21 protein-coding genes are annotated in these 17,920 nt (G+C 56.1%); 13 read left to right on the top strand and 8 right to left on the bottom strand.

Annotated elements, in window-relative coordinates; translation table 11 throughout:
* Nucleotides 1-58: 58 nt before the first annotated feature.
* Nucleotides 59-862 carry a hypothetical protein gene (locus tag H6F75_RS17500; RefSeq protein WP_190753738.1) on the top strand — a complete coding sequence of 268 codons (804 nt, stop codon included), beginning with the start codon at nucleotides 59-61 and terminating at the stop codon, nucleotides 860-862.
* 56 nt (nucleotides 863-918) lie between these two features.
* Here H6F75_RS17500 and H6F75_RS17495 read toward each other — a convergent pair whose 3' ends face one another.
* Nucleotides 919-1,062, bottom strand: a complete 144-nt coding sequence (locus tag H6F75_RS17495) for a hypothetical protein (RefSeq protein WP_190753737.1) — start codon at nucleotides 1,060-1,062, stop codon at nucleotides 919-921.
* Nucleotides 1,063-1,156: 94 nt separating this feature from the next.
* Here H6F75_RS17495 and H6F75_RS17490 point away from each other — a divergent pair, with 94 nt between their 5' ends.
* The 5 genes from H6F75_RS17490 (at nucleotide 1,157) to H6F75_RS17470 (ending at nucleotide 5,190) form a co-directional block, all read left to right on the top strand.
* Nucleotides 1,157-2,185 (top strand): multicopper oxidase domain-containing protein, encoded by a 1,029-nt coding sequence (locus H6F75_RS17490; RefSeq protein ID WP_190754165.1) that lies wholly within the window; start codon nucleotides 1,157-1,159, stop codon nucleotides 2,183-2,185.
* Between the two features lie 113 nt (nucleotides 2,186-2,298).
* Entirely contained in the window at nucleotides 2,299-3,135 is an 837-nt protein-coding gene (locus tag H6F75_RS17485; protein ID WP_190753736.1) for a hypothetical protein, read from the top strand.
* 178 nt (nucleotides 3,136-3,313) lie between these two features.
* Nucleotides 3,314-3,931 carry a flavin reductase family protein gene (locus tag H6F75_RS17480; RefSeq protein WP_190753735.1) on the top strand — a complete coding sequence of 206 codons (618 nt, stop codon included), beginning with the start codon at nucleotides 3,314-3,316 and terminating at the stop codon, nucleotides 3,929-3,931.
* Between the two features lie 49 nt (nucleotides 3,932-3,980).
* The gene (locus tag H6F75_RS17475; protein ID WP_190753734.1) at nucleotides 3,981-4,454 is read left to right on the top strand and encodes a nucleoside deaminase; all 474 of its coding nucleotides are present in this window, start codon (nucleotides 3,981-3,983) and stop codon (nucleotides 4,452-4,454) included.
* A 34-nt stretch (nucleotides 4,455-4,488) separates the two neighbouring features.
* Nucleotides 4,489-5,190: a hypothetical protein gene (locus H6F75_RS17470; protein WP_190753733.1), complete on the top strand. Its 702-nt coding sequence runs from the start codon at nucleotides 4,489-4,491 to the stop codon at nucleotides 5,188-5,190.
* Between the two features lie 5 nt (nucleotides 5,191-5,195).
* Here H6F75_RS17470 and H6F75_RS17465 read toward each other — a convergent pair whose 3' ends face one another.
* Complete coding sequence (locus H6F75_RS17465; protein WP_190753732.1) at nucleotides 5,196-5,477, bottom strand: YiaA/YiaB family inner membrane protein; 282 nt, start codon at nucleotides 5,475-5,477, stop codon at nucleotides 5,196-5,198.
* A gap of 360 nt (nucleotides 5,478-5,837) precedes the next feature.
* Here H6F75_RS17465 and bchB point away from each other — a divergent pair, with 360 nt between their 5' ends.
* A complete protein-coding gene (bchB, locus tag H6F75_RS17460; RefSeq protein ID WP_190753731.1) occupies nucleotides 5,838-7,376 on the top strand; it encodes a ferredoxin:protochlorophyllide reductase (ATP-dependent) subunit B in 1,539 nt (512 codons plus the stop codon).
* Between the two features lie 196 nt (nucleotides 7,377-7,572).
* Here bchB and H6F75_RS17455 read toward each other — a convergent pair whose 3' ends face one another.
* Nucleotides 7,573-8,112 carry a hypothetical protein gene (locus H6F75_RS17455; protein ID WP_190753730.1) on the bottom strand — a complete coding sequence of 180 codons (540 nt, stop codon included), beginning with the start codon at nucleotides 8,110-8,112 and terminating at the stop codon, nucleotides 7,573-7,575.
* Nucleotides 8,113-8,405: 293 nt separating this feature from the next.
* On the opposite strand from H6F75_RS17455, the gene H6F75_RS17450 reads away from it, so the two are divergent.
* On the top strand, nucleotides 8,406-9,023 hold the full coding sequence (locus H6F75_RS17450) for a hypothetical protein (protein WP_190753729.1): 618 nt from the start codon (nucleotides 8,406-8,408) through the stop codon (nucleotides 9,021-9,023).
* Between the two features lie 76 nt (nucleotides 9,024-9,099).
* Here the strand turns inward: H6F75_RS17450 and H6F75_RS17445 are convergent, their stop codons facing one another.
* On the bottom strand, nucleotides 9,100-10,344 hold the full coding sequence (locus H6F75_RS17445; RefSeq protein WP_190753728.1) for a glycosyltransferase: 1,245 nt from the start codon (nucleotides 10,342-10,344) through the stop codon (nucleotides 9,100-9,102).
* A gap of 409 nt (nucleotides 10,345-10,753) precedes the next feature.
* Between H6F75_RS17445 and H6F75_RS17440 the strand changes: the two genes are divergently transcribed.
* Nucleotides 10,754-11,095 (top strand): hypothetical protein, encoded by a 342-nt coding sequence (locus tag H6F75_RS17440; RefSeq protein ID WP_190753727.1) that lies wholly within the window; start codon nucleotides 10,754-10,756, stop codon nucleotides 11,093-11,095.
* 244 nt (nucleotides 11,096-11,339) lie between these two features.
* Here the strand turns inward: H6F75_RS17440 and H6F75_RS17435 are convergent, their stop codons facing one another.
* The 4 genes from H6F75_RS17435 to H6F75_RS17420 form a co-directional block, all read right to left on the bottom strand.
* A complete protein-coding gene (locus H6F75_RS17435; protein ID WP_190753726.1) occupies nucleotides 11,340-11,915 on the bottom strand; it encodes an SH3 domain-containing protein in 576 nt (191 codons plus the stop codon).
* 150 nt (nucleotides 11,916-12,065) lie between these two features.
* The gene (locus H6F75_RS17430; RefSeq protein ID WP_190753725.1) at nucleotides 12,066-12,932 is read right to left on the bottom strand and encodes a carbohydrate ABC transporter permease; all 867 of its coding nucleotides are present in this window, start codon (nucleotides 12,930-12,932) and stop codon (nucleotides 12,066-12,068) included.
* Nucleotides 12,933-13,030: 98 nt separating this feature from the next.
* Complete coding sequence (locus H6F75_RS17425; protein ID WP_190753724.1) at nucleotides 13,031-13,906, bottom strand: Tab2/Atab2 family RNA-binding protein; 876 nt, start codon at nucleotides 13,904-13,906, stop codon at nucleotides 13,031-13,033.
* Between the two features lie 5 nt (nucleotides 13,907-13,911).
* Nucleotides 13,912-14,790 carry a S1 RNA-binding domain-containing protein gene (locus H6F75_RS17420; protein WP_190753723.1) on the bottom strand — a complete coding sequence of 293 codons (879 nt, stop codon included), beginning with the start codon at nucleotides 14,788-14,790 and terminating at the stop codon, nucleotides 13,912-13,914.
* Between the two features lie 149 nt (nucleotides 14,791-14,939).
* Between H6F75_RS17420 and H6F75_RS17415 the strand changes: the two genes are divergently transcribed.
* The 4 genes from H6F75_RS17415 (at nucleotide 14,940) to H6F75_RS17400 (ending at nucleotide 17,848) form a co-directional block, all read left to right on the top strand.
* Nucleotides 14,940-15,647, top strand: a complete 708-nt coding sequence (locus H6F75_RS17415) for a uracil-DNA glycosylase (protein WP_190753722.1) — start codon at nucleotides 14,940-14,942, stop codon at nucleotides 15,645-15,647.
* Nucleotides 15,648-15,832: 185 nt separating this feature from the next.
* Entirely contained in the window at nucleotides 15,833-16,156 is a 324-nt protein-coding gene (locus tag H6F75_RS17410; protein WP_073608028.1) for a phasin family protein, read from the top strand.
* Nucleotides 16,157-16,238: 82 nt separating this feature from the next.
* Entirely contained in the window at nucleotides 16,239-16,907 is a 669-nt protein-coding gene (locus H6F75_RS17405) for a MarC family protein (protein ID WP_190753721.1), read from the top strand.
* Nucleotides 16,908-17,185: 278 nt separating this feature from the next.
* On the top strand, nucleotides 17,186-17,848 hold the full coding sequence (locus H6F75_RS17400) for a hypothetical protein (protein ID WP_190753720.1): 663 nt from the start codon (nucleotides 17,186-17,188) through the stop codon (nucleotides 17,846-17,848).
* The last annotated feature ends 72 nt before the right edge of the window (nucleotides 17,849-17,920 follow it).

Here is a 17,920-nt window from a genome sequence, read left to right as displayed (position 1 = left end):
AGCAGGGTGTGTCATCACTTTGTGTGATGCGTCGAAGGCAACTCTTGAGAACAAAGCAATGGCTCTCAACGATACACCAGGCCCAAAAGGTCAACGCTCAATCTCAAAGCGACAACTGGCATGGCACATTACCCTACGAAGCACTGTGATAGGGCTGATGTCAGGGGCAATACTGGGCGCCCTTTTTGGCTTTTTCCCACTTCCACTTCTCTTGATCTTGACAGGAATAGTCGGTGCTGGCTTGGGCTTAGGACTAGGGTTGATTAATGGGCTACTGTTGAGTGCTATAGCGTGCCTGTTTCTTTACCCACTACGGTCAGTTTGGCTCTATCACCTCATCGCCAAAGTTATGGGTGCTTTAATAGCTGGGGGCGGGGCTGCTGTTTTTGGACCTTGGTATTTTTCATCGCAAGGAATGACGCCTAGTTCAGCCGTGACAATTGGCTTTGGCTCTGTAATAGCGTCTATTATTGCTGGCTGGGCTGGCGGGCTGGCGGGGCAAAACCTTGCCCAGTGGTATGAACAAAAAAGTGTAGCTGCTCAGCATGAATCAATAACTAGACAAACTTCGTCTGGTGCAAACTCTTTGCAGAAGCTGAAGCGATATCTGGGCAATATTTTATTGTCACAAAAGGCCGGTTGGATTAGTGTTGCCATCTTCTCATTGTTTAGCTTTTTTCTGAGGAATAGGGTTCTGCGGTTTCTAGTCTGCGGCGATCTGGTTACAGATGTGTATGCTTGTCTCCCATCTCCTCGCCTTTATACTTCAGTGATAGAAGGTCTTAAAGTCGCTCTTCCTATTACCTTTCTAATCGCGTTGATGGTGGTACTACTGCAACGACTATATATAAGGCATTCGTAGTCGAATAACACTGAATTAAAGCTAATGAAGTGCAACCCAGCGTTAACTCGGCTTTATTAGTTCTGCTGGCGACTGACGCAGTCTACGGTGTTGCTGTACTGCGATCGCGCCGTCTTTGCCCCAAACCGCCTGGACGTTAAGCGAGTTTGTGGTTCGCTAGCGGTACCGATCGCGCCCAAGGCAGCACAGCCTGTTGACAATTGCTGTCGCCAACGAGCCAGGGCTCAAGCCCCCATGAAACTGACAACTCTAGCCATTAAGAACTATTCTCAAGAAGATGGTTTTCTCTTTGGCATGGCTAAACAACCCTTCGCAAAATTTCCGACGGCCTGGTCGCGGCGTCAGTTTCTGGGCTGGGGGGCTGGGGGCGTTGGGGCCGTCGCGACGGCGGCAGTAGCGGGGTCAACTTGGGCGGGGCGATTGACCTCCGGCCACCCTTTCGGAACGCAAGCCGCGCGCATTCCCTCATTGCCCGAGGGCTATGCGCCGCCGACCGACAATAGCTTTGACCCCATGACCCTGCTGCGAGACTTTGACTACGGCACCCTCAAGTCAGAAAACGGCCGCCCTGTGCGCGAGTTTGAGGTGACGGCTAACAGCTCACCCCTCCAGCTCAACAGTGCCATTACCTTCATGAGTTGGAACCTCAACGGCAGAGTGCCGGGTCCCACCTTGCGAGCCAAAGCCGGGGAGCGGGTGCGAATTGTCTTCCACAACCAGGACGGGCATTCTCACAGCATGCACTTCCACGGCATTCACCCCGCTGAGATGGATGGGGTCCAGCCGATTCGCCACGGTCAAACGATGGTGTACGAGTTTGAGGCGGGGCCGTTTGGCGTGCATCCCTACCATTGCCATGTCGCTCCGGTGACGCGTCACATCAGTAAGGGGCTCTACGGCCTGTTTATTGTGGATCCGCCTGAGGGTCGTCCACCTGCGGACGAGATGGTGCTGGTGATGGGCGGCTTTGACATCGACAACAATGAGCACAACGAGCTGTATGCCTTTAACGGCGTTCCTAACTACTACCGCGATCACCCAATTCCCATCTACCAAAACCAGCGGGTGCGGCTATATTTGCTCAATATGATTGAGTTTGACGTAGCGGTGACCTTCCACATCCATGCCAACCTGTTTCAAATTTTTCCGACGGGGCGCACCCTCACCTCAACCGGCGATTCTGACGTGATCACCATGGGCACCGCTGAGCGCCACATTCTGGAGTTTGCCTACCCCTATCCCGGTCAATATATGTTTCATCCCCACCAGGATGCGATCGCAGAGCACGGCTGCATGGGGCTGTTTGATGTCTTGCCGGCCTAGGTTTCAAGCCTCGCTCGCCGCCGCCGCTTCGGATCTTATTGACATGCGATCTCAGATAGCCCTAGGCTCATAGAGATAAGACTAAACGCAATTTATTCTCAATTGACACTGATATGGCAAAGCAACTCAAGCCTGTAGAGCTGTTCCTGGCGGTTGGTTTAGCGGCGACGTTAGGAGCTTGTGGCGGGCCAACACCTGAAGGTGGTGAAGCCAGTACCGAACCCTCTCCCACCGCAGATGCGGCCCATGGCGGCGGCGAGGGCGGCGAAGGTGGCGAGGGCGGTGAAGGTGGCGAGGGCGGTGAAGCTGGAGCCACTAGCAATCCTGATGCCGACTATATGACCAGCCTGGCGCTGATGAAAGGTCACCTGATGGTGGCAGAAGAGCTGATCGCCGCCGGTAACTATGAGGAAGCTGAACCCCATATTGGCCACCCGGTTGAAGAACTGTACGGTGGGGTCGAGGCTCAGCTCGCCGAGCGCAATGTGCCGCCGTTTAAAGACCAGCTCAATGAGCTGCTTGATTTGACCAAGTCTGCCCCTGAGAGCGATCAGCTCAAAACCGAGTTCGACGAATCGACTGCAGCGATTGATGGTGCGATCGAGGCCTTACCCGCTGACCAGCGCCAATCCCCTGACTTTGTGCTGGGAGTCATCACCCAGGTTCTCAAAACCGCCGCTGAAGAATATGAGGCTGCCGTGGTGGATGGCAAAATCGTGGAAGCAGTTGAGTATCAAGACTCGCGCGGGTTCGTTGTCTATGCCGACCAGCTGTACCAAACCATTGCCCAGGAGATGGAAGAGACCCGCGCTGAGGACCACACTGCGATCGCCAAAAGTTTGCAAGAGTTAAAGACAGTTTGGCCTACGGTAACTCCTCCAGAAACACCGGTCAAAGAGCCTGCTGATGTCCATATCCTGGTCTTGCAGGTCGAACAGCGCAGTTCGTAAGCGGCTACTCGCCGGGGCACTGATAGCGTTGCCTAGTGGCCTTTGATAGCGGTGGGGTTGTTTGGCTAGAACAGCCAGATTCATGGTGGATAGGTCGGGGTTAGCTACGTAGGGCGCAGCTACAGCGGGCGAAACGTGGCAGAATGCCTGCGATCGCCTTTGTTGCACCCCGACCCTCATGGAAATTGACCCCGAACTGCTAGACCCCTCAACTCGCTACAAGCTGCTGATTGGCAGCGTCGTGCCCCGTCCGATCGCCTTTGTCTCCAGCCTGTCGCCTGAGGGCGTGGCCAACTTGGCCCCCTTCTCCTACTTCAACGCGGCGGGCCACAAGCCTCTGGCGCTGATGTTTAGCATCAGCCTCAAGCCCGACGGCAGCGAAAAAGATACCCTACGCAACGTGCGCCCCCCCAGCGAAGGCGGCACTGGTGAATACGTGATCAACCTGGCGGTTGAGTCCTACGCTCACCAGGTGGCGGAATGTGCCGAGCCGTTACCCTATGGCAAGTCGGAATTTGACTATGTGAACCTGTCGCCTGCCCCTAGCCGAGTGATCAAACCGCCCCGCGTGGGAGAGTCGCCCGTGGCCTTTGAGTGCCGCACCCTGCAAATTGTGCCGGTGGGTGAGTTTCACATTGTGATTGGCCAGGTGGTGCACCTGTTTGTGCGTGACGATGTGCTGGGCGAGAACAACCGCATTGATGTTGATAAAGTAGGGGCGATCGGGCGCATGGCGGGCTATGAATACTGCCGCACGGGCGATCGCTTTGAGATTCCCAACGGCTTCCCTAAGTAGCCCCAGGTCTAGTGGGATGATGGGTAAACAAGCAATCGGAGGGCGGCGGATGAGCGATGTGAGTGAGCAAGATTTGAACCATGCGCGGCGAGCGATCGCTCTGTCCCACAGCGCCCGTCAGGCCGGCAATCGCCCCTTTGGTGCCGTGCTGGCCGATGCCTCAGGCCAGGTGCTGGCCGAAGCCGAAAATAACCAGATCACCGAGCAAGACTGCACCGGCCACGCCGAAACTGTGCTGCTGCGCCAAATGGATAAAGGGTTGAGCCTAGATACCCTCAAAGACTGCACCCTCTACGCCAGCACCGAACCCTGCCCCATGTGCTCTGGGGCGATTTTTTGGAGTGGGGTGGGGCGGCTGATCTATGCGCTGGGCAGCGATCGCCTCTACAACTTCCAGGGCGAGTCTCCTTTTCAGCTGCATTTAAGTAGCCGCGAGGTACTTAAGCACGGCAAGCGCTCAGTTGAAGTGATTGGTCCTGTGCTTGAAGATGAGGCACTGGCGGCCTTTGAGGGTTTTTTCTAAACTTGTTTGCCGTTGATTTAGCCATCCTGGGGTTATGGATCTATTCAAATTTGCGCTGGGGCCCTACGAGTTTTTCGCTGCCATTCTTGGGGGTGTGCCCCTCATATTGGCGATCTTCTTGCTCTACAACCCGGCCATTAGCCTGCAAGCTTTTATCGGTTTGATCTTAACCAAGTTCTCCCTGCAGGTGGTGATTGCGTTGGCGTTTGCTAGCTACCTCTTAGGAGGCTTAGCGCAGGGCGTGACCTGGAAGTTTTTTTTGGCCCTGTGTAGTCTGTCGAAGCGAGACTTCGATTATTTCCCAGCTGAAATTCTGCTCAACAGAGGCGAGTGGCTGCAAGGGCTGGCCAAAGACACTGATCCCAAAACCCTCGATTTTGAGAATCGCTTAGTGCTGCTGCTGCACGATAAAGTTGGCATGCCAAAAACGATGAACCATCTCTATTCGAGGGTTTGCTCGTATCTAAAAGAAAATAACAGGCCCTCTCTGGTTACCGCAGATCTGTACCAGGCTACCCATATCATGTACCGCAACATCTCGTTTGGGCTGCTGATCCTAGGCGGAGTGTTTTGGGTCAATATTTTTCGCGTCGGAGCGGCATCTTTTGAGCAGGTGGCGTTGTTCTTTGGGGCTTTAGTGTTGTCTTACATCGCATTTGTGCGATCAGTTTCTTTTAAGCGGTGGTATGCCAGAGAGGTTTTGCTGGGGTTTTACTTCGCTGCCTGTGGCAATTAATTGCGCTACCGCAGCGGGTGATGCTCAGCCAAAAGTTTTTCAACCTTGGCTTCGTCAATGCGGGCGGTGACCTGCCTAGCTTCGTGCAGGTCGCGCACCGTTTTAGAAAGGCTGGCGGTAGATCCCAGGGCAAACAGGGTGCCCATGCCCATGTAGCCTTTTACCCAGCCATCGACCGGCAGGTAAAAGATGCCCAGCGATAGGCTGCCTACCGACAGCAAAAAGGCCAGCCAAGTTTGCACGACCCAGGCTTGACTATGACTGGATGGCGGCTGCACAGAATTCATCGGCTTACTCCTTAACGGTGTGAATAGCTACGTCAACCCTAGGCGAGTCTTCCGCTACGGCATCTACGGTGGAGACACTTTTTGAAACGCCCCAGGGTGCAGCAGTATCGAGAGCCGTCCATGACTGTTACAGCAGTTGATTGAGTTAGGCCACTTTGACAGGCGGAATCCTTGGCCCTCTGGGGGCCAGTCATTGGCCATACACTCGCCATCTCGGAGCTGAAGTAAAGAATTCTCTCAGAGGCTCCCATCACCGCTATATCTTCGCGACAATCAAAACCGTTGGGTCTACCAGGGCTGCGCGGCTCAGGGTGTTTCGGCAAACTCACGCTGACCACCGCCACCAAGGAGACTCACCCGATGAAACTGGCCTACTGGATGTATGCCGGCCCGGCGCACATTGGCACCCTGCGCATTGCGAGCTCGTTTAAGAACGTGCACGCGATTATGCACGCGCCGCTGGGGGATGACTATTTTAATGTCATGCGATCGATGCTAGAGCGGGAGCGCGACTTCACCCCCGTTACCGCCAGCATTGTCGATCGCAACGTCCTCGCGCGCGGCTCCCAAGAAAAGGTGGTCGATAATATCGTCCGCAAAGACAAAGAAGAGCAGCCCGATTTAATCGTACTCACCCCCACCTGCACCTCCAGTATTCTGCAAGAGGATCTGGCCAACTTTGTGCAGCGCGCCAGCCTTGACTCCCAGGGCGACGTGCTGCTGGCCGATGTCAACCACTATCGAGTCAACGAGCTGCAAGCCGCCGATCGCACCCTCCAGCAGATCGTGCAGTTTTACCTGGCTAAAGCCCGCAAGCAGGGCACCCTTCCCGAGGGCAAAACCGAGAAGCCTTCGGTGAATATCATTGGCATGACCACCCTAGGCTTCCACAACAACCACGACTGCCGTGAGCTACGCACCTTGATGGCTCAACTCGGCATTGAGGTGAATCTGGTGATGCCCGAGGGCGCACTGGTAACCCAGATCAAAGACATGGGTCGCGCCTGGTTTAACCTCGTGCCCTACCGCGAAGTGGGGCCGCTGACGGCAGAATACCTCAAAGAAGAGCTGGGTATGCCCTACGTCGACATCACCCCCATGGGCATTGTCGAAACCGCTCGCTGCATTCGCGCCATTCAAACGGTGCTGAACGATCAGGGGGCCGATGTAAATTACGACGCCTTCATCGACGAGCAGACCCGGTTTGTGTCGCAGGCGGCCTGGTTCTCGCGATCGATCGACTGTCAGAACCTAACTGGCAAAAAAGCCGTGGTGTTTGGCGACAGCACCCACGCCGCCGCCATGGTCAAGATTCTCGCCCGCGAAATGGGCATCCATGTGGTGCTGGCGGGCACTTACTGTAAGTACGACGCCGAGTGGTTTGCCGCTGAGGTGGGCGAGTACTGCGACGAGATTCTGGTCAGTGAGGACAATGGGGAAATTGGCGATCGCATTGCCCAACTCGAACCCGCCGCTATTTTCGGCACCCAGATGGAGCGCCACGTGGGCAAGCGGCTCGACATCCCCTGCGGCGTGATTGCTGCCCCCATTCACATTCAAAACTTCCCAGTGGGCTATCGACCGTTCATGGGCTATGAGGGGGCCAACCAGATCGTTGACCTGGTCTACAACTCCTTTACCTTGGGTATGGAGGACCACCTGCTGGAGTTCTTTGGCGGCCACGATACCAAAGAAATTCTCACCAAAACCATGAGCGCCGATGCCGCTGTCGAGGCTGGGTTAGGCTGGAGCGCCGACGGCCTGGCCGAGCTGCAAAAGATCCCCGGCTTTGTGCGCGGCAAGGTGAAGCGCAACACTGAGAAGTTCGCTCGTGAGCAGGGAGTCGCCAGCATCACCGCCGAGGTGCTGTACGCGGCGAAGGAAGCGGTCGGGGCGTAACCGCAGATTCTGTCCAATGTATGGGCGAACACCGTTCGCCCTGATTGGGCAATAACCTCGCTGGGCAAACAACCGTTTGCCCCTATAGGCCCGCTTTGAGGCAGGGCTCAACTTCCAAAAAATAGGCCCCAGACTTTTCCCCTGTTGGAGGAGTCTGGGGCCTAATTGATCTAAAGGCTTTTACCCATCGATAGGACTAGCTGCCCTGGCAACCAACCCAGGTGCCCTGGTCTTCATAGACAAAGGGGGTACCGGTTTCGCAGAGCACCGAAACAGCGCTCTGGGGGCCAGGGATGGTCACCATGGAGACGGTGCCGCCGACGGGGCTGGGTACGTCAGATAGCTCGGGCTCGGTCAGCGCCGACTCGGGGCCGACGGCGTCACCGGGGTTGGGCACTTGGCAGCCAACCCAGTCTAGGCCCGCGTCGCTGTAGGCGAAGGGGACGAAGCCTTCCTGGTCACAGGCCACCATAACGGCGGTCTCGGGGCCGGGTAGCCGGAGCTGCTTTACGGTGCCGCCCTCAGGGCTTGCGATATCGCCAAAGAATACATCAATCGTAGCTCCAGGCTCTTCAGTCGTGGGTTCCTCGGTAGAGGGAGCTTCTTCGTTGGGATCCATAACTTCTACAGGGGTGGTACAGCCTACAGCACCAACGAGGCAGAGTGCTGCCACTGCACCCAAGCGACCCCAGGCAGAGACCGACAATTTAGCACCGGGTAGACGAGAAAAAGCCATAGCAAAACTACCTATTGAAAGAGTATTTTTCAGCATTGAGCATTATAAACACTCTTGCGACGGATTTTTTAAGTCGCTAAAGGTACATTTTTGGTCAAGCCGGGCCTTTTTTGCTCAAAAACCTCCGTTGGCTATGCCGTTTTATCGCCCGCTCGGCCCTTCGCCCTCAGACTTGATAGCGCCAAGGCAGGGTTAGCTGTGCGAGGGGGCGATCGCAAAGATTCACCATTGGCGGCAGCGACCCAAAACGGGGCAATCTAAGGCAACACCACACTCTGTATAACGGTTAACTAATGACCCAGGCTAACTCCGAACCCCCAACCCCTTCAGATGGAAGCAACGCGGTTAAGTGGGTAGCGCTGGGCTGTGTCGGCTGCTTTGGGGTGCCGGTGCTGGCCGGGCTGGTCACGGCGTTGGTCATTGGCGGCACCACGCAGTTTTCCGCTGGCCCCGACCAGGGCTCAGCCGAAAACCAAGAGCTGTTTACCTACACCATTCCCGGTGAGACTCAAACTATTTTGAATATGGGCATGTTGGGCATGCAGATGGTTCAGGTAGCAAACACCGACTCGCCCCCGTCGGTGCTGCTGACCATGGGCCAGTTGCCCAGCTATCTCAAGGGGAGCAACGCTCAGCAAAGCTTCGTTGAAGAGTTTCAAAACAGCATTACTACCGAAGGCAATTATCAACTCACTGAGCAGCGGGTTGAAGAGCGTACCCTCTGCGATCAGCCCGTATCCGTTGTGATCCAGACAGGCAGCTTTGAAGACGGCCCTACCACCTATAATGCCGCCAGTCTGCTGACCTTTGTCGAGCACAACAACGACGCCCGTTTTGTATGGGTGCTGACCCACGGCGATGCGCCCCAAACTACCGCCGACCAGGTGTTTGCTACCCTCGATTGCCGTTGAGGAAGGCAGGTATAAGGTCTCAGGTATAGGGTTTAAGGGGTTGGCCTGAGACCTTATACCTCAAACCCTAAACCCTCTATTTCACCTGTGTTACGCGCCAGCTCAGCTTGAGGTTGAGCCAGAAGTTCCAGAAAGTGACGATCGCGATCGCCACCAAGTTTGCCAGGTAGGGCCAGCGCTGGTCAAACACCAGGTTGTAGATCACGTTGAGCACCAGCACGTTGAGTACCAGCCCCGCCAGACATACCAGGTTGAACTTAAGAAACCGCTTTAGCCGAGCCGACCAACCCTGTTGCAACATGCTGATGTCGGCAAAGGTCCAGGCGTCATTCCAAATAAAGTTGTTGATAATCGCTACTTCAGACGCCCCAATTTTGCTGCGGGTTAGAGGTAGCCCTAGGGTGCTGTGCAACAGGTAGAGAATGACCATATCCACTACCACGCCGCTGAGCCCTACCACCCCAAAGCGCACAAATCGCTTCATGGGGAAGTGCTGGTGCAGTTGTGACAGTCGCCCCCCCAGCCGCAGCCGCAGCAGGTGGTGAATGTAGTCGATGTACTGTCGCCAGGTGACCTTGCTCGCTCCCTCCTGCCGCTCTTGAAAGACGTAGCCCACCTCGGCGATGGTATCAATGGTGCCGCGCCCCAGCACCTCGAGCAAAATTTTGTAGCCCTTGGGGTTGAGCAGAGGGCCGGCGATCGTCTCCCGCTGCACCATAAAGTAGCCGCTCATGGGGTCGCTCACTCGACCCACTACCCGAGGCAGCAGCAGCAGACCCACCGTCTGCGCCCCCCGCGACAGCACTCGCCGCGCCAGGCTCCACTCGCTGACACCGCCGCCCTCGACGTGGCGACTGCCCACCGCCAAATCAGCTCCTTGCTGAATCGCCTTCAACAGCCCGAGCAGCACCTCTGGGGGATGCTGCAAATCGGCGTCAATAACGCCTAAAATGCGCCCTCGGGCGATCTGCCAGCCGCGAATCACCGCCGAAGATAGGCCTCGCTCCTCCTGCCGCCGCAGCACTCGCACCTGGGGGTAGGTTGTCTGTAATTCTAGAGCTCTGTTCCAAGTGAGGTCGGGGCTGTTGTCGTCAACCACAATCAGCTCATAGTCCTGGGGAATCGTGCTGTCGAGTAGGGCAACCAGGCGCTCCACCAGTGGGCCAATGTTCTGGCCTTCGTTGTAGGTGGGTATGGCTAGGGACAGGGTTAGGGTTTGTAGCGCAACCCCATCATCCCCAGCTAGAGCTGGTGAGGGTTCAATCTGCAATGGGCCGCTGGGGCAAGACTCAAGCTTTTGCAACTGGGATTGGGGAATCATGGCACCGGCGCAACACACCAAGCATTCCGGTAGCCCGAGCCCTAGAGCGCGCTAAGAACCTAGCGCTAATGCCTGAACCTAGCCGAAATTTTACATAGGCAACCATCCTACAGCAGTCGCTCCCCCAACGTAAATGCTGGGGTGTCTCGGCAAAAACCGGGCCATAGGTTTCTCACAATTTCAAAGCCTGTGTTAGACAGCGGCTTGAAACCCTAAACTCTTTATCCTTCCATCAGTCTTACGGGCTGCTAAAACTCAGCCCATAGAATGTGTCTGGGGGTAGAGAGGCACTAGCATTAGGTCTCGTACTATACAGTTCAATCTGTTCTGGGTTATCAGCGGCTTTAGTCCGTCGCTTTCTGGCAGAACCGGAATTTCTCACATTTATACTAAGGAACTTAAAAACTTTATGCAACGCCTTATCACACTCTCTAAAGAAGTTGTTAGCCGCCGCTTTCGTGCGATCGCCCTGGTTTGCCTAGTTGGCCTAATGAGCTGGCTAACTTTGGCGACTCAGCCTGCTTTCGCTGCTAACAGCAAGGGCACTGCGACCCCGCCGGTAGACCAAAAGATGACTGAAGAACCCCGAGATCAGGCCTATGAGGAGGCCGTCGAGGTCATTGATAACCCCAACGGCATGCAAAAAGTCTACGAGAAAAATCTAAAGCAGTACCGTCAGGAAAATCCTGACCAGAAGAGCTTGGTTGAAGATGCTAAAGGCCTGGTCGAAAAAGTCACAGGCGGCAAATAGAGCGGGAGGTTTTCAGTCTGGGCCAATCCTTTTGCCCAAAATCTAGCTGGGCCGAAACTCCTAAATAGGCTGTTTAAATTGCCTGGGTGCGAGGTTCAAATATTCGAACCTTGCACCCAGGCAATATGTGTTTGTGCAGAGCTTAACTTCAATCTCATTCAAGCGCAGCAAGTTTTTAAAGGTTGCTAAAGCGGTAGTGCCGTAGGGTTTTAGCGGCTCAAACTAGACTTGAGCCTCAGCGCTGCTAGGGCTGCTCTATTTCGGTCACCACTCCAGCCTCTATGGGGCGGTTGGTGGTTTGAATCGAGCAGTTGGCCGGCGAGCTTTGGCTCTGCAACACCCGAGTCGTTTGCTCACCGCGAATGTTGATGTAGGTCGTGGGCCCAGAGCCAGTTTCTATGCGGGCGGGGACATCGAGCCAGGTAATATTGTCGAGGCGATCGTGCACTCGCAGCTTGAGTTCGCCATTTTGGCGGTACACGCGGGCTGTCGTGCGATTCGTGCCGTTGCAGACCATGACGGTGGTTGTCGGCGCGTCAACCCCTGGCCCTGGCTGATCTAAAACAGTGACGTAGGGGGCGTAAACCCAACCCTCAATCGGGCCGGTAACAACATAGAGCCAATCCCCCTGGGTTTGAATAATCTTAGCCTGGGCACCTCTGGGTATGGTGCCGCGAACGCCGTGGTTGAGGCCGGGGCCAGAGCGCACGTTGAGACTGTCAATATTGACCTCGGCAACTTGGGCAAAGGCCGTAGAAATTGAGAGGCCAACGGCAGCAGCGCTGGAGAGCAGGGCAATAGCCAGGGTTTTAAGTTTCATAGTTTGTAGAGTCTCACTGGGAAAAGGGGACCGCAGCCCCTAGGCAACGGCCCTGATGAAGCGATGGCGACTAAATCACCCGCACCAATTTAAGTGATGAATCTAAGGAACCAATAAAGCTGTAACTCTGTATACCAAGGGGCGTCCCATCTATCCCTTGACCCCGCTCCCTGTCTCTGTGGGCACAATGTAGCGCTGTAGCAGCACAAACACCACGATGGCGGGCAGCACCGACAAAATAGACCCAGCCGCAATCAGCCGCCAGTCAAGGGAGAAGCTGCCCGCCAGCCGGGCAACGCCTAGGGGCAGAGTGTAGCGCTCGGGGCGATCGAGCAAAATCAGGGGCCAGAGAAACTCGCTCCAGGTGCCAATGAATACAAAGATTCCTAGCGTTACTAGGGCAGGGCGAGTGGCGGGCAGCATTACATTCCACCAGATGCCGAGGTCAGAGCAGCCATCCATGCGGGCAGCTTCTTCTAGCTCCTTGGGCACGCCCTGAAACGCCTGGCGCATGAGAAAGATGCCAAAGGCCGAGGCTAGGTAGGGCAGCACCAGCCCTAGATAGGTGTTCCGTAGGCCCAAATTAACAGCCAAAATATACAGCGGTATCATCACCACCTGAAATGGAATCATGATGGTGGCCACAATTAGCGCCAGCAAAGTGTCGCGGCCCAGAAATGACAGCCGCGCTAGAGGATAGGCCGCTAGCGAGCACAGCAGCAGGTTTGCCGCCACCGTCAGCACCGCCACTACGCTGCTGTTGAAAAAATATTGGCCAAAGGGGTTTGACTGCCATACCTGTCGGTAATTGGCTAGGGTCGGCTGCTGGGGCAGAAGTTGAGGCGGAGTTGCTAGCAGGTTCTCTGCTGCTCCTTTAAATGAGGTGCTGAGCAGCCACAGCAGCGGAAACACCATCACCAGGGCAATGAGCAGCAGCAGGACGTAAATGCCTAGGTTGCGCCAGTGAGGCCATTGGGCGAGGGATTGAACTATGGGTTGCTGCTTGCGATCGGGCATCGGTAGTCCTGCCTGGGCATCGGGGGACTAGATTCCAAGGTTCATTAGGAACTCTGGAATCTGGCTAGCGAGAAATAGTTGGAGGAGAGGCCATCTCGTCACCCCAAAAGCAGCTCTTGCAGCAGCCAAAACCCAGCAAAAGATTCGCTTTCGCGGCTGTCTTGGATGCCAATGAAATGCACCTGATTAGCTTTGGCCTTGGCGGCTTCAAACGCCTGGGCCTCGGCCAGCAGCTTAGGGCCAGGCAGACCCGCCAAGACCCAGCTATCGAAGGCTCCGGTTTCTAGGATAATTTGGGGAGCTTTGCTGGATTCTATGCGCCAGTAAGCTAGCTCTAGGCCCGACATCCAGGCGGCCAGGGCGGTGGCGCGGGGGGAGAAAATCAGCAGGCCAGGGATTGGGGTGCTGGGGTCTAGATTCGCCATATCTAGAGGAAAGGATTCCCCAAAGCCAATCTCCCAGTCGGGCAGATCGGCAAAGGCGGCGGCCTCAAGGGTGACAAAGGTCCACTGCTGCCCCAGTAGGGCATCGGGCAGAGCCTGGGGGCTGGGGGGCGGCGCTGCTACCGAAGGCGAAGGAGCGCTGGTATAGCCTTCCATCTGGGGATACACAGTTTGGTTGCGATCGCTCAACCACCTCTGCAACGCCACCGTGCGACGGCTGGGCCGAGCCGGAATGCTTGCGTCTTCACAGGCTCGCAAAATCATGTTTTGCATTTGGTAGCGAAAGTACCGAATGCGGCTGGGGGGCGCAATGCCCTGGCTGGTGGCCTCGGCGATCGCCTCCTCGATCGCCCCCTTCAGAACAATCGAGTTGACGTCGCTGCTGGGCAAAAACTTGCTGTAGCGAAAGAGTTGATCGGCCTTGGCTCCGGCGCCTACCAACCCTTCACAGAGCAGCACTTCCCAGAGTTTTTTGCCATTTTCATCCAGCACGGGCCGGGAGTAAAAGTCGAGTTCCCATACGGTGCCCATAGTGCCTAGGCCTCGCTGTCGTTCAGCATGCGGCTGACGTCGCCCAGACGGTTCTCAGCGTCTTCAAACACGGCTTCAGATTCTTTGATGATCTCGCCGGGATATTTTTCCAGCACCTTGGTCGAGAGGGAAATGCGGTTGCGTTCAGGGTCGAGGCCAACCACCACCGCTTTGATCGACTGACCCACCTGCAGCACTGTGGGCAGCGACTCGACATAATTTTTGCTGATTTGCTTGATGTGCAGCAGGCCGCTAATGCCGTCAAACTCCACAAAAGCGCCGAAGGGCTTGAGGCTGGCCACGGTACCCTCGACAAGTTGCCCTAGGGCTAGGGTGCTCATCACCTGGCTGCGGGCGGCGGTGCGAGCCGACATCACCAGCTTGTTGGCGGCGGGGTTGACCTCCAAGAAGCCTACGGTGAGGCGCTGGCCCACCGCATCCTCCAGATTCTCGTAGGTGCGTCCCAGGTGCGATCGCGGCACAAATCCCCGCAAACCCTCCACATCGACTGTCACGCCGCCCTTGTTGAAGCCGGTGACTTTGACATCCATCACAGCGTTCTCTTCGGCCTGCTGGGCTAGCTTATTCCACAGCTGCTTGAGCTGGAGCTTGCGGATCGATAGCAGCACCTGACCGTCGGCATCCTGGTCGCGAATTACCTGAAACGAGTATTCACCCCCCGGTTCAAGCACGCCCTCAAAGGAGGTGATGGCCCGCACCGCCGCTTCGCGAATGGGCAAAAAGGCCGCTGACTTGCCGCCAATATCCACCGTGGCCCCATCGGGAGCAAAGGAGATGACGGTGCCCCGCACGGTGCTACCCACCTGAAAGTCGTAGTCGTGGGCCTCAAGGGCTTTGGCAAAATCTTCGGCGGAGAAAGTCAAGGCTGAGGCTCCTGGACAACAAACATAATTTAACTAGCTTTCTACTATACAACGCCTTGCCTGGGGCACCGCTGAGCAATAGCCCAGGCAAGGCAGGCCGAGACCCTTTACAATAAATGCCAAGCGGATAATGTTGCCCCCAAGAATCGATGGCCGACGAGCAATTTAGCTTATTTAATGCTGACAGTGGCGCTACCGAAGGCGCGATCGCAGACCCCAGCACTGTAGATTTTGACGCCATTCCCACTAGCGGATCGGTGCCCATTCCCCCCGGCATTTACCCCGACCTGGAGACTCTGGGTACCCACTGTCGGGGCTGTCTACGCTGCGACCTGTCGGAAACGCGCACCAATGTGGTGGTCAGTCGGGGTAGCCCTACCGCTCCGGTGCTGATCATTGGCGAAGGCCCTGGTCAGCAGGAGGACGAGCAGGGTGTACCCTTTGTGGGCAAGTCGGGCCAGCTACTAGAGAAAATTCTTGAGTCAGTGCGGTTCAACACGGACACTGATGTGTACATTTGCAACATCGTCAAGTGTCGCCCGCCCGAGAACCGCGTGCCCACCACAGCTGAGGTAGCGGCCTGCAAGGGCTACCTGCTAGAGCAAATTCGCATGGTGGATCCTAAAATCATTCTTCTTACCGGTGCGACCGCTCTAAAGGCACTCCTAGGGGTGAAGTCGGGCATCAGCAAAGTGCGCGGCCAGTGGATGGAGTGGGAAGGCCGTTTGTGTATGCCGATTTTCCACCCGGCCTACCTACTGCGCAACCCATCGCGCGATAAAGGCAGTCCCAAGTGGCTCATGTGGCAAGACATTCAGGCGGTGCGGGCCAAAGTCGATGAACTGTCGGGAAGCTGAGGGCATCCGGCAGGTTGAGTTCGGCTTTCATTACCCAGGGGCCAACCAAATCTTTGACAGAATGAATGGGGGGCTAATTGGGTTTGAGGTCAAAGGGTTAAGGCATGGCTCTGAATGCCCAAATTCCTGAATCGATCGCCTGATACCTCCATCGATCGCGCCCCGCAAATAGCAAGGAGATTTTAATGGATACCAATAACCTTTTACGCCAGTTGCTGATGATTGGCGTGGGCACCACCTCTCTAGTCGCTGAGCGGGTCAAGCAGGTCAGCGAGGAGTGGGTGCGCGAGGGCAAGTTTAACCCCGAGCAGGCTCGCACTCTGATGGATGAGGTGATGGCCCAGCTCAACGAGGGCAACGGCGCGCTCGAAGAGCAGTTTCAGCGGCTGTTTCGCAATACGCTGCAAGACCTGGGCGTACCCCGTCAGGCTGAAATGGACGAGCTGCGCGGCCGGCTCGATCGCCTAGAGCGTCAGGTAAGAGATTTAGAAAACCGCGCCTGGAAATAGTCTGCTCATCTGTAGCCCAGCCACCGCTACGAGAAAAAAAATAACCGTAGAGTAAAACCAGGTTTTCTCAGGCGAAACAGCGGTGCGCATCTTTATTGATTTTGTCGTGGGCAGCATTGCGGCCCTATTTCCAGTCGTAGATCCGATCGGGTCGGTGCCGATCTTTTTGGTGCTGACCACCGGGGTGCCCGCCGCGCTGCGTAATCGCTACGCTTTAAATATTGCCTGCAATGTTGTGCTGCTGCTGATCGGTACGCTGCTGGTGGGGGGGAGTGTGCTGCGGTTTTTTGGTGTCTCCCTGGCTGTGGTGCGCATCGCTGGAGGCATTGTGGTGTTCCACGCGGCCTGGAAGGCGATGAACTCTGACCCCAAGCTCAACGAAGTAGACAATCAGGATGCGGCCTATCGCGTTGGCGAACACAAAGATATTTCGTTCATGCCAATGACCATCCCGCTGCTGGGAGGGCCGGGGGCGATCGCCGTCACTCTGGGCCTGGCCGCCCAAGCGGGTGGCGATCTATCCGTGCCCACCGCCATGAATATGCTGGCGATCGCCGTCGCGATCGGGCTGATCGGCGTCGTCATTTTTCTGTCGCTGCGATCGTCTACGCTGCTGCTAAAAGCCTTGGGGGCCAGCGGTATTCAAGCCATGAGTCGTCTGTTGGGCCTGTTTGTTATGGCCATTGGGGTGCAGCTGATTTTGAACGGTTTGGCCGACTGGTTGACTTCATTGAATTTGCTGGTTCCCTAAGAACTAACGGGCAGCGTGAGTGGTCTATCGGCCTGACAAACTGCGTTACCGCACCATACTTTTGACCTAGACTTGGGGTGTTCCCTGAAAATATCGCCCTGGCTCTGCTGATTCGGCAATAGAGATTGGGTGTAGGCCAGATGTAGCCAGATCGATCGGGTTAGCGGTGCTACCGTGTAACCGATCGCTCGTCCACGGTTGGTCTGCGTAATCCACAACACTTCATCTAGTGGTGAACTTTCTGTTTGCCGCCAACTGTTTCAGGGAACCATTGACCCATGAGCTACCCTAGCTTCCACAGCTTTATTAAACTGCTGCGCAGTCTGCTCAAGCGCAGGCAACCTCTGCTGTTTGAAGAATCTATTTTTTTGGCAGATCTGTGCCTCGCCTACGGCACCATTGCCGGCCTGGGCGATCGCGACAAAAAGACCCTCTTTCTGGCCGCCCACTTCAAAAATCTGGGGGCTATTTACCTCGAAGACCACAACCTCATACAGGAGTACCGAGACCATCGTGAGGCCATTGCCCAAATGGAGGTGCTGTTTGACGCCAGCGCTCAGCTAGCCAGGGATGCTGGCCTTCAGGAGGTCGCCGACGTTCTCGATGAGTACCACCTGCGGGCCATTCCCCACAATCATCTAGCCCGCATTTTTCAGGTGCTCAACGCCTGGGTGTCGTGCCGCCAGCGCAAAGGCTGGCGTAGCTCGATGAGCGACAAAGAGGCGCTGATTATTCTCAAGCAGCGGGCCGAGATGAAGTGGTCTGACCCCAAAGTAGTGTTTCACTTTATTGAACACCTCTGCCGCTACTCGTCGCGGCCCGAGCGCCGCCAGGCCTGCACCGTTACGGGGTTTGAGGTACCGGCCGAGATGCCCAAGGTGCGCGACTACAGCTTTGATACCCTAGAGGATCAGTTCCAGGAAGTTGAAACGGCGGGGTGAATTGAGTATAGCGTTGGCCACGGCGCTTAGGACTAGAGTCACCACCACGGGCAAAAACTGGGGCAGCGCACT

The organism is Nodosilinea sp. FACHB-131, from assembly GCF_014695395.1.
In the GTDB taxonomy this organism is placed as follows: domain Bacteria; phylum Cyanobacteriota; class Cyanobacteriia; order Phormidesmidales; family Phormidesmidaceae; genus Nodosilinea.
Note: the sequence above shows the minus strand (reverse complement) of the source record. Positions and strands in the feature narration are given on the sequence as shown.

What these genes read in the sequence shown, in the direction of transcription:
- H6F75_RS17450 (WP_190753729.1), top strand. Translation starts at nt 8,406, where the DNA reads ATGACCCAGGCTAACTCCGAACCCCCAACCCCTTCAGATGGAAGCAAC.
- H6F75_RS17445 (WP_190753728.1), bottom strand. Translation starts at nt 10,344, where the DNA reads ATGATTCCCCAATCCCAGTTGCAAAAGCTTGAGTCTTGCCCCAGCGGC.
- H6F75_RS17435 (WP_190753726.1), bottom strand. Translation starts at nt 11,915, where the DNA reads ATGAAACTTAAAACCCTGGCTATTGCCCTGCTCTCCAGCGCTGCTGCC.
- H6F75_RS17400 (WP_190753720.1), top strand. Translation starts at nt 17,186, where the DNA reads ATGAGCTACCCTAGCTTCCACAGCTTTATTAAACTGCTGCGCAGTCTG.
- H6F75_RS17485 (WP_190753736.1), top strand. Translation starts at nt 2,299, where the DNA reads ATGGCAAAGCAACTCAAGCCTGTAGAGCTGTTCCTGGCGGTTGGTTTA.
- H6F75_RS17455 (WP_190753730.1), bottom strand. Translation starts at nt 8,112, where the DNA reads ATGGCTTTTTCTCGTCTACCCGGTGCTAAATTGTCGGTCTCTGCCTGG.
- H6F75_RS17425 (WP_190753724.1), bottom strand. Translation starts at nt 13,906, where the DNA reads ATGGGCACCGTATGGGAACTCGACTTTTACTCCCGGCCCGTGCTGGAT.
- H6F75_RS17415 (WP_190753722.1), top strand. Translation starts at nt 14,940, where the DNA reads ATGGCCGACGAGCAATTTAGCTTATTTAATGCTGACAGTGGCGCTACC.
- H6F75_RS17430 (WP_190753725.1), bottom strand. Translation starts at nt 12,932, where the DNA reads ATGCCCGATCGCAAGCAGCAACCCATAGTTCAATCCCTCGCCCAATGG.
- bchB (WP_190753731.1), top strand. Translation starts at nt 5,838, where the DNA reads ATGAAACTGGCCTACTGGATGTATGCCGGCCCGGCGCACATTGGCACC.
- H6F75_RS17470 (WP_190753733.1), top strand. Translation starts at nt 4,489, where the DNA reads ATGGATCTATTCAAATTTGCGCTGGGGCCCTACGAGTTTTTCGCTGCC.
- H6F75_RS17440 (WP_190753727.1), top strand. Translation starts at nt 10,754, where the DNA reads ATGCAACGCCTTATCACACTCTCTAAAGAAGTTGTTAGCCGCCGCTTT.
- H6F75_RS17475 (WP_190753734.1), top strand. Translation starts at nt 3,981, where the DNA reads ATGAGCGATGTGAGTGAGCAAGATTTGAACCATGCGCGGCGAGCGATC.
- H6F75_RS17465 (WP_190753732.1), bottom strand. Translation starts at nt 5,477, where the DNA reads ATGAATTCTGTGCAGCCGCCATCCAGTCATAGTCAAGCCTGGGTCGTG.
- H6F75_RS17480 (WP_190753735.1), top strand. Translation starts at nt 3,314, where the DNA reads ATGGAAATTGACCCCGAACTGCTAGACCCCTCAACTCGCTACAAGCTG.
- H6F75_RS17410 (WP_073608028.1), top strand. Translation starts at nt 15,833, where the DNA reads ATGGATACCAATAACCTTTTACGCCAGTTGCTGATGATTGGCGTGGGC.
- H6F75_RS17500 (WP_190753738.1), top strand. Translation starts at nt 59, where the DNA reads ATGGCTCTCAACGATACACCAGGCCCAAAAGGTCAACGCTCAATCTCA.
- H6F75_RS17490 (WP_190754165.1), top strand. Translation starts at nt 1,157, where the DNA reads ATGGCTAAACAACCCTTCGCAAAATTTCCGACGGCCTGGTCGCGGCGT.